Annotated in this window: 8 protein-coding genes; 1 reads left to right on the top strand and 7 read right to left on the bottom strand. The window is 29.7% G+C overall.

Annotated features, from left to right (window positions below):
- Positions 1-191: 191 nt before the first annotated feature.
- Genes B5F09_RS13935 through B5F09_RS13920 form a run of 4 tightly spaced genes read right to left on the bottom strand, consistent with a single transcriptional unit; the run spans position 192 to position 4,163 of the window.
- A complete protein-coding gene (locus tag B5F09_RS13935) occupies positions 192-1,073 on the bottom strand; it encodes an NAD-dependent epimerase/dehydratase family protein (protein ID WP_087374935.1) in 882 nt (293 codons plus the stop codon).
- A complete protein-coding gene (locus B5F09_RS13930; protein ID WP_087374933.1) occupies positions 1,073-1,684 on the bottom strand; it encodes a sugar transferase in 612 nt (203 codons plus the stop codon). The genes B5F09_RS13935 and B5F09_RS13930 overlap by 1 nt, the downstream gene beginning before the upstream one ends.
- The gene (locus B5F09_RS13925) at positions 1,684-2,286 is read right to left on the bottom strand and encodes a sialic acid O-acetyltransferase (protein ID WP_239404351.1); all 603 of its coding nucleotides are present in this window, start codon (positions 2,284-2,286) and stop codon (positions 1,684-1,686) included. Before B5F09_RS13925 ends, B5F09_RS13930 begins: the two co-directional genes overlap by 1 nt.
- Entirely contained in the window at positions 2,283-4,163 is a 1,881-nt protein-coding gene (locus B5F09_RS13920; protein ID WP_239404350.1) for a nucleoside-diphosphate sugar epimerase/dehydratase, read from the bottom strand. The genes B5F09_RS13925 and B5F09_RS13920 overlap by 4 nt, the downstream gene beginning before the upstream one ends.
- 492 nt (positions 4,164-4,655) lie before the next feature.
- On the opposite strand from B5F09_RS13920, the gene B5F09_RS13915 reads away from it, so the two are divergent.
- Positions 4,656-5,624 (top strand): D-2-hydroxyacid dehydrogenase, encoded by a 969-nt coding sequence (locus tag B5F09_RS13915; protein ID WP_087374929.1) that lies wholly within the window; start codon positions 4,656-4,658, stop codon positions 5,622-5,624.
- A 50-nt stretch (positions 5,625-5,674) separates the two neighbouring features.
- On the opposite strand, the gene B5F09_RS14915 is transcribed toward B5F09_RS13915, so the two are convergent.
- The 3 genes from B5F09_RS14915 to B5F09_RS13905 form a co-directional block, all read right to left on the bottom strand.
- Positions 5,675-5,842, bottom strand: coding sequence for a hypothetical protein (locus tag B5F09_RS14915; RefSeq protein WP_158095863.1), 168 nt, complete (start codon positions 5,840-5,842; stop codon positions 5,675-5,677).
- Between the two features lie 38 nt (positions 5,843-5,880).
- Positions 5,881-6,648, bottom strand: a complete 768-nt coding sequence (locus B5F09_RS13910; protein WP_087374926.1) for an Ig-like domain-containing protein — start codon at positions 6,646-6,648, stop codon at positions 5,881-5,883.
- 193 nt (positions 6,649-6,841) lie between these two features.
- The gene (locus B5F09_RS13905) at positions 6,842-8,185 is read right to left on the bottom strand and encodes an MATE family efflux transporter (RefSeq protein WP_343215448.1); all 1,344 of its coding nucleotides are present in this window, start codon (positions 8,183-8,185) and stop codon (positions 6,842-6,844) included.
- Positions 8,186-8,238: the final 53 nt, after the last annotated feature.

Raw genomic sequence — 8,238 nt, 5'->3', positions numbered from 1 at the left:
TTATCAAAGTAAGTGTTATAATATGTGTGGTTATATAAGCTTCCCGGCATTAATTTCAAATTTACCCATCGATTTGTATCTTAATGTGCAGGTGTGCTACTTATTTTTAAATGGGAATAAAATTTTTTTGGCTCTTTTTAGAGTCCTTTTTGCGTTTCAACACACCCAATTTTAATGCTTTTTTAGTATTTTCAGATTAACCCCTCCGTTCTTTTAATTGATTCTTTTAAATCATAACGACAATACTCTTCATCATAAATACTCATCGTCTTATCATATACAAGATTTCCAAATGCTTTATTACACAACCCGCTTACCTTGCCTGGTATTTTAGAACTAATAAAAACACCTAGGTTTAATAAACCTAGTGTTTTTATTTTAGGATTAATGGTTTTCACAATCATACTCGTACTAGCATATTCCTTATTTTGAGGATAAAAAATCCCATAACCATTATTTTTAATCAATAATCTAATAAATTCACATAAATTTTCGATATATAGCATACTTCTTTGATTAGATATCTTAGGAAATACTGGTAATTTCTTAGCCAATTTTGATAACATTGGATAATTTCCTTTACTTTCTCTTCCATATATCATTGGCGGACGAATAATAACAATATTAAAATCTTTATCTTGTAAAGTCTTTAGTTTTATTTCTGCCTGTAATTTACTATCACCATAAAAATTTGCTGGTGATGGTTTAGTATCTTTAGTAATTACTTTACTCTTACCATATGGTGCACTTTCACCATATACAATAATAGATGACATATAAATAAACTGTTTAACCTTAGCTTCTTTAGCTATTAATGCAGTTTCATAAGCCAAATCGCAGTTAACCTGATAATAAAGCTTTTTTGTCTCTTCGGAAACATTACCAACATCTGCATGCGCTATTCCTGCTACATGAAAAATCGCATCATAATTAGAAAAATCATGATTTTTCCAATTTACATCAATCATATCCAATGTTTCAATTAAATAATCGTTAGGATAATTTTCACGAAGGTAACGCTCAAATGAAGTACCAATATAACTATTGGCTCCAGTTATTAGTATCTTTTTCATTATTTTGCATCTCCATTCATTGAACCAGTGCCACCTTCAACTACCCCATCTGATTTAAGAACTGATATAATTGTTCCAAAAAAACATTTAACATCAAATAAAAAAGAGATACGCTTAACGTATTCTCCATCTAATCTTGCTTTCACTGGAATTTCCAATTCATCACGACCATTTATTTGTGCCCATCCTGTAAGACCAGGTCTTACATCGTTAGCATGGTATTTATCTCTTTCTGCAATTAAATCATCCTGATTCCATAAAGCTGGTCTTGGTCCAATAATCGACATTTCACCTTTAATAATATTAATAATTTGTGGTAATTCATCAAGCGATGTTTTTCTTAAAAACTTTCCTGCTTTAGTAATAAACTGATCTGGATTGGATAACATGTGTGTAGGCATATCTTTTGGGGTATCAATATACATTGTTCTAAACTTATAAATACTAAAATGTTTTTTATTAATTCCAATCCTTCTTTGTTTAAACAAAATTGGTCCCTTACTATCCAATTTTATCCAAATGCATAAAATAATAAAAATTGGACTTAACACAATAAGTCCGCATAATGACAAAACAAAATCAATTACTCTTTTAATAACTTTTTTATACATTAAATTTCCACCTCAAAATCATATTCATCTTTTAACTTAATTACACAACCATCCTCTATATCACTACCAGCTCTTACTTTAGCATTAAAAGTAACAGTACAATTACTTCCAATTCTTGACATTGAACCAATCTGGCTATTAGGCCTGATGACACTGTTGGAATAGATTAAGCAATAATCCTTTATAATGGCATCATGATTAATTGTAGTATTGGTGGCAATGATACACCCAACACCAATATTAGCATTCGCCTCTATTACTGCATTATTAAAAATAATTGTTCCATCTTTTATCGATGCGTATGGTGAAACAACTGCATTACAAGCTATAATAGAAACAACATGATACCCTAAACATTTTGCTTTATTAATTAATTTCTTTCTTAGTTGATTATTACCGATAGCTATAAAAATGTCTTTATATTCTGGATAGTAATTATTCATTTCATTAATACCGCCTATTACTTTGCAGTCGTTTATAATTTCATTTGCACAATTATCATCAAGGAAAGAAATTGTGTCATAAATTTTTAAATCTCTGACAATATCTAAGCAGCATCGTCCATGTCCACCTGCTCCTACAATCAATAATTTTTTCATCATTTTGTTACTGCGACCCTTTCTTTTTTTACATTTTTATAGTTATATGTTGGAACCATCTTTTTCACGAACTCTTTTATCTCGTCTTTTTCTTCATAGGCTTCTTCTTTTAATTCTTTTAAATCTTCAAAAAAACTGTCTTCATCAAATTCAATCGGTTTTCCAATATGAATCATATGATTTGGCGTATCCTGTAATCCTTCTTCTTCCATCAATAGCTCTTCATACAGCTTTTCTCCTGGTCTTAATCCTGTATAAACAATATCAATATCTACATTTGGTTCATACCCTGATAATTTGATCAGGTTCTTTGCCATATCTGCTATCTTGACTGGCTCTCCCATATCTAAAATAAAGATTTCGCCACCTTTGGCATATGCTCCTGCCTGTAGTACTAAACTTACCGCTTCAGGTATCGTCATAAAATATCTGATGATATCTGGATGAGTTACCGTTACCGGTCCTCCTTCTTTGATCTGTTTTTTGAATAATGGAATTACTGATCCATTTGATCCTAAAACATTTCCAAATCTTGCTGCTACATATTCTGTTTTTGATTTTTTATTGTATGTCTGTACGATCATCTCACATAACCGTTTGGTTGCTCCCATGATGTTCGTTGGATTAACAGCTTTATCTGTTGATATCAAAATGAATCTTTTAGTTTGATATTTATCGGCTGCTTTTACTACATTCAATGTTCCAAAAACATTGTTCTTTACCGCTTCATTTGGACTGTCTTCCATTAACGGTACATGTTTATGAGCTGCTGCATGATAAACAATATCTGGATGATATGTTGCAAACAGTTTATCTACTTTTACTGAATTTCTAACTGATGCTATCATCGTTTCCAGATGCAAATCTGGGTATTTACGTCTTAACTCTAGCTGAATATCATATGCATTGTTTTCATAGATATCAACGATTATCAAGCTCTTTGGTTTATTAGCTGCAATCTGACGGCATAGCTCACTTCCAATTGAACCGCCACCACCTGTAACCATAACAACCTTACCAGTTACATAGCCCATGATATCATCAAGGTTAACTCGGATTGGTTCTCTGCCTAGAAGATCTTGAACTTCAACATCTTTAAAATCACTGATATGAATATCGTCATTGATAAACTGATAAATACCAGGAAGTCTTTTGATCTGACATTTAGTTTCTTTACAGATATTTAAAATATTAGCTAATTCCTTTTTGCTGATTGAAGGCATAGCGACCAGGATCTCATTAACATCATATTTTTCAACCGCTTCAATGATCTTATTACGGCCACCATAGATATCAACACCATGGATCTGTCTTTTCCATTTGCTTGGTTCATCATCAATAAAGCAGACAACTTCTTTATGGATATGATTAGAGTTATTAATTTCTCTTAATACTTTTTCTCCAGCCACTCCAGCTCCAACAATCAAAACCCGTTCCTTTACCGGTTTTGCTATTTGAGTACTATATTTATTGGCATATGATCTAATAATTCGATAGCAAAAACGATTGCCACCGATTGTTGTTGTTAGAATTAAAAAATAAATAAAATAATAACTTATCGTTATATATTGATTAAAAATTAATGATAACAACAAATTACTTAAACTAGCGATTAAACAAGCAATAATAATATTTTTTAATTCGGTAACTGAAGCAAACTGCCATAAGCTTTGATATAGTTTAAAAATTACAAATATTAATAAATTAACAATTACTATTGGAATAATTAAAACCATTATTTTTTCTAAATATATGCTAGAAACATTGCCATTAAACTGCAAAAACAAAGCCCCAAAACAAGAAAAAATAATACAAATAGCATCGATTATTCCTAATAAAAACCTTTTTAAATTAATACTAACTCTTTTACCTAGCGGCATAATTTCTCCCCTCTATTTTTCCACTCATTCTTTCCAACAATTATTCCTCCATATATATTCTTGTAATAACAATCCCTTAATATTAATTCATTTCTAATTAATAACTATTCAACAAAGCATAACAAAAAAAGGCAATAAAATCCCTGTACACTCTTTTAAAAAAGAGCGCACTAAAGGAAATTATTGCCCTCTTAAATCCGTAACATGCCCTAGTCAATGATTACTTCATTAAAAGTATTGCTATTATAGCCATTATAGACTACAGCCGAATTATAGGATAATTTGTCGTATTTTTCAATAAAATAATAAATAAATAACAAATTTATAATAAATAAATTAGATGAAAAAATCATATAAAACAAATATTTTACATTAAAATTTAAATTGTCAAACAAACATAACTTCTATCCCACATTTTAAAACATCAACATCCTTTTACTAGTGATTTAAATATTTGTTATAATAGTTATAACTTATTAGGAGGTCAAATTTATGAAAATACTTTCTTTAGCACCATTTACAAGTCAGGAAAAAGATATTTTAACCAAAACATTTCCTAATCATCAATTTACTTTTACTAGGGGAGCTAAACTAACACAAGATATGATTGATAACTGTGATATGCTAATCGGTAATGCACCCGATCGAATCAATTTAAATCGTGCTAATTTAAAAGCTATTCAATTAGCTAGTGCCGGTAGTGATACTTATGTAAGAAAAGGCGTATTAAATCACAATACCCTATTAGCAAATGCTAGTGGCAGTTATGGAAAAGCGATTAGTGAACATACCATCGGTATGATTTTAGCTTTAAATAAAAACTTTAAAACTTATTTTAATAACATGAATAATCATTTATGGCAAGAAGTTAAAAATGGTAAAGAACTTTATCATAGTACTGTTATTATTGTTGGTTTAGGTGATTTAGGTTATGAAATTGCTAAAAGATTAAAAGCTTTTGATTGTAAAGTCATTGGTTTAAAAAGAACACTAATTGATATTCCTGAATATGTTGATGAACTACATACAATGGATAAACTAGATGAAATCTTACCTCAAGGTGATTTTGTTATTCTTTGTTTACCACAATCACAAGAAACAATTAATTTATTCAATAAAAAAAGATTGCTGCTATTAAAAAAAGATGCTGTTTTAGTTAATGTTGGTCGTGGCTCAGCTATTAATACTAACGATTTAAAAGAAGTACTCGATTTAAATCATCTTTATGGAGTAGCTCTTGATGTTATCGATCCAGAACCATATCCTGAAAATAGTGATTTATGGAACTATGATAATGTATTTATCACACCACATGTTTCAGGGGGATTTGCTTGGAAAAGTGTTCATGAATATTTTTTAAATCTTGTAATTAGAAATATTAAACATTTAGATAATAATGAACCATTAGAAAATGAAGTTGACTTTACAACTGGTTATCGCAAAATTGTAAAATATAATTAAAATGGGAAGATTGTAAAATCTCCCCTTTTCATATTTGAATAATTTTATATTTATGGATTACATACACTACAAGCTCTTAATCCTTGACTAATTGCACCGCTTCTAGAAACCGGTATACAGCTTCTAGAAAGATAACGACAACCACTATGATGATAACAATCACCAGTCCGAGTTTTATATACAGTATATGTTACATCATCATTTTTATTTACTGGCAAATTGCTTTGATAATTATTAACCGGTTTTGGATTAGTTACTACAACATAGTAGAAACTTGTTTTCCTTTAACTGTTGCTGTAATCGTTGCACTTCCAGCACTTTTAGCAATAATATTTCCTGCATTATCAACGCTAGCAACATTTGGGTTACTTGAGTTATAAAAAATAGCACTGTTGCAATTAGTTGAAACTTCAAACTTAGATGTCCCATCAGGATTTAAAGAAATACTTGCTGGTGATGTTGTTTGCAACAATAATTGATTAACTATTACCGGTATTTCAACTTCATTTTTATTACCATATTTATCTTCAACTATATACTTAGCAATATAACTACCCGGTGTATTATAATTAACAGCTGAATCGTCATAACTTGTTTTATAAGATGATAAATCATCAACACTTACCAGACTATCATAATCAATAACATCATTTTCAAAAATATTAGCACTATTTCTTAATTTAATTTCTGGTGCTGTTGTATCTTTTACTACTAATTTAAGTGTCTTTTCACTATCTCGATACTTATATTTAATAGTATATTCTCCAACATCTACGTCATCAAAATCACTTATCTTTTTACAAGTAAATTCAATATCATCTACAACACTTTTGTCATCATAAATAGAAGTATCAATACTATTTATCAAGTACTTTTCAACATTTTCTCCATATTCAACATTTACTGTCTTTGCATTTAATTTAAGCTCTGGATGTGAGTAACTATGATATCCAGTTATCCCACCTATAAGTGCTATTAATATAGCTACTATCCCAATAATTTTTTTTCTTTTTTTAAACTTCATCACTTTACCCCATTTCTATATATATTATAGGAAATATCTTTCCTATCAGCAGGAAGGTATTATACTACATATTATTAAAAAATGGGAAATTATCAATAATTTTACAATTAATAATTTCAATAAATATATTAAATAAAAAATGGTATTACTATTTCATTAAACAAAGAAGTAATACCATTAATAAACCAAAATTTTATCTCAGTTCAAAAGCCGTTTTTCTAACTTTTAAATAACAAATGAAATGAACAATAAATGTTAATATCCATGATATTGGATAAGATATATATAAAACAAATAACGAATGATCAATTGCAAAAATAGTAAATATCCAAATAACTCTAAATAAACAAGCACCCGTTAAAGAAACAATCATTGGCATTATTGAATATCCCATACCACGTAAACTTCCTACAATTACATCCATCATACCACATAAAAAATATGATGAACAAACAATACTCAAACGAAGGATCCCAGCTGCGATTACCTGTGGATCAGTAGAATAAATACTTAACAAGATATTACCCGATAAATAAGCACCTATTCCAAGTACTAATCCTACAATACTAACAAAACCTAAACATCTAATTAAAATCTGGTCAACACGTTTATAGTTTTTAGCACCCATATTTTGACTAGTAAAACTTAATGATGTTTGGTAAACTGCATTCATGGCAGTATATACAAATCCTTCGATATTACTAGCTGCAGTATTTCCTGCAATGATAATAGAACCAAAAGAATTAATAGAAGATTGAATCAAAACATTAGAAATATTGAAAATCATACCTTGCAACCCTGCTGGCAAACCAATTTTTAACATTTTAATTAACTTATCTTTATGAAAATGCAAACGATCTCGATGTATTTTTAATACTCCATCATCCTGGTACATACATCTTAAAACAAAAAAACCTGAAATATATTGCGATACAGTAGTTGAAATTGCTACTCCTGCAACCCCTAAATTAAAGCCAACAACTAATATTAAATTTCCAATAACATTAATTATTCCTGCTACTGTTAAAAAGTATAGCGGTCTCCTTGTATCACCGACAGCTCTTAATAAAGCAGCACCAAAATTATAAATCATAAATCCTGGCATACCTAAAAAGTAAATTCGCATATAAATAGTTGATAAACTAATAACATTTTCAGGAGTTCCCATTAATTCAAGCATTGGTCTAGCTAACAAGATACCAACAAAAATCATCAAAATACCACCATAAATAGCTATGCATATAGCAGTATGAACAGTTTCAGAAGCATTTTTTTCATCTTGCGCTCCACAAAACCGGCCAAACAAAACATTAGCACCAACTGAAATACCGATAAATAAATTTACTAATAGATTAATCAATGATGAAGTAGCACCAACAGCAGCCAAAGAATCACTACCGCTAAATCTCCCAACAACTACAATATCTGCCGCATTAAATAATAACTGTAATATCCCTGATAACATTAATGGTACCGCAAATATTATAATTTGCTTTAATAGTGGCCCATTACACATATCAATCTCATATTTTTTCACGATTTCCCCTTCTTTCTAAAAGTATTATACAGAGTATTTCTTTAGAAGTGATG

The sequence above is a fragment of the Erysipelatoclostridium sp. An173 genome (genome assembly GCF_002160495.1).
In the GTDB taxonomy this organism is placed as follows: domain Bacteria; phylum Bacillota_I; class Bacilli_A; order Erysipelotrichales; family Coprobacillaceae; genus Thomasclavelia; species Thomasclavelia merdavium.
This window is presented reverse-complemented; position numbering and strand designations above follow the sequence as displayed.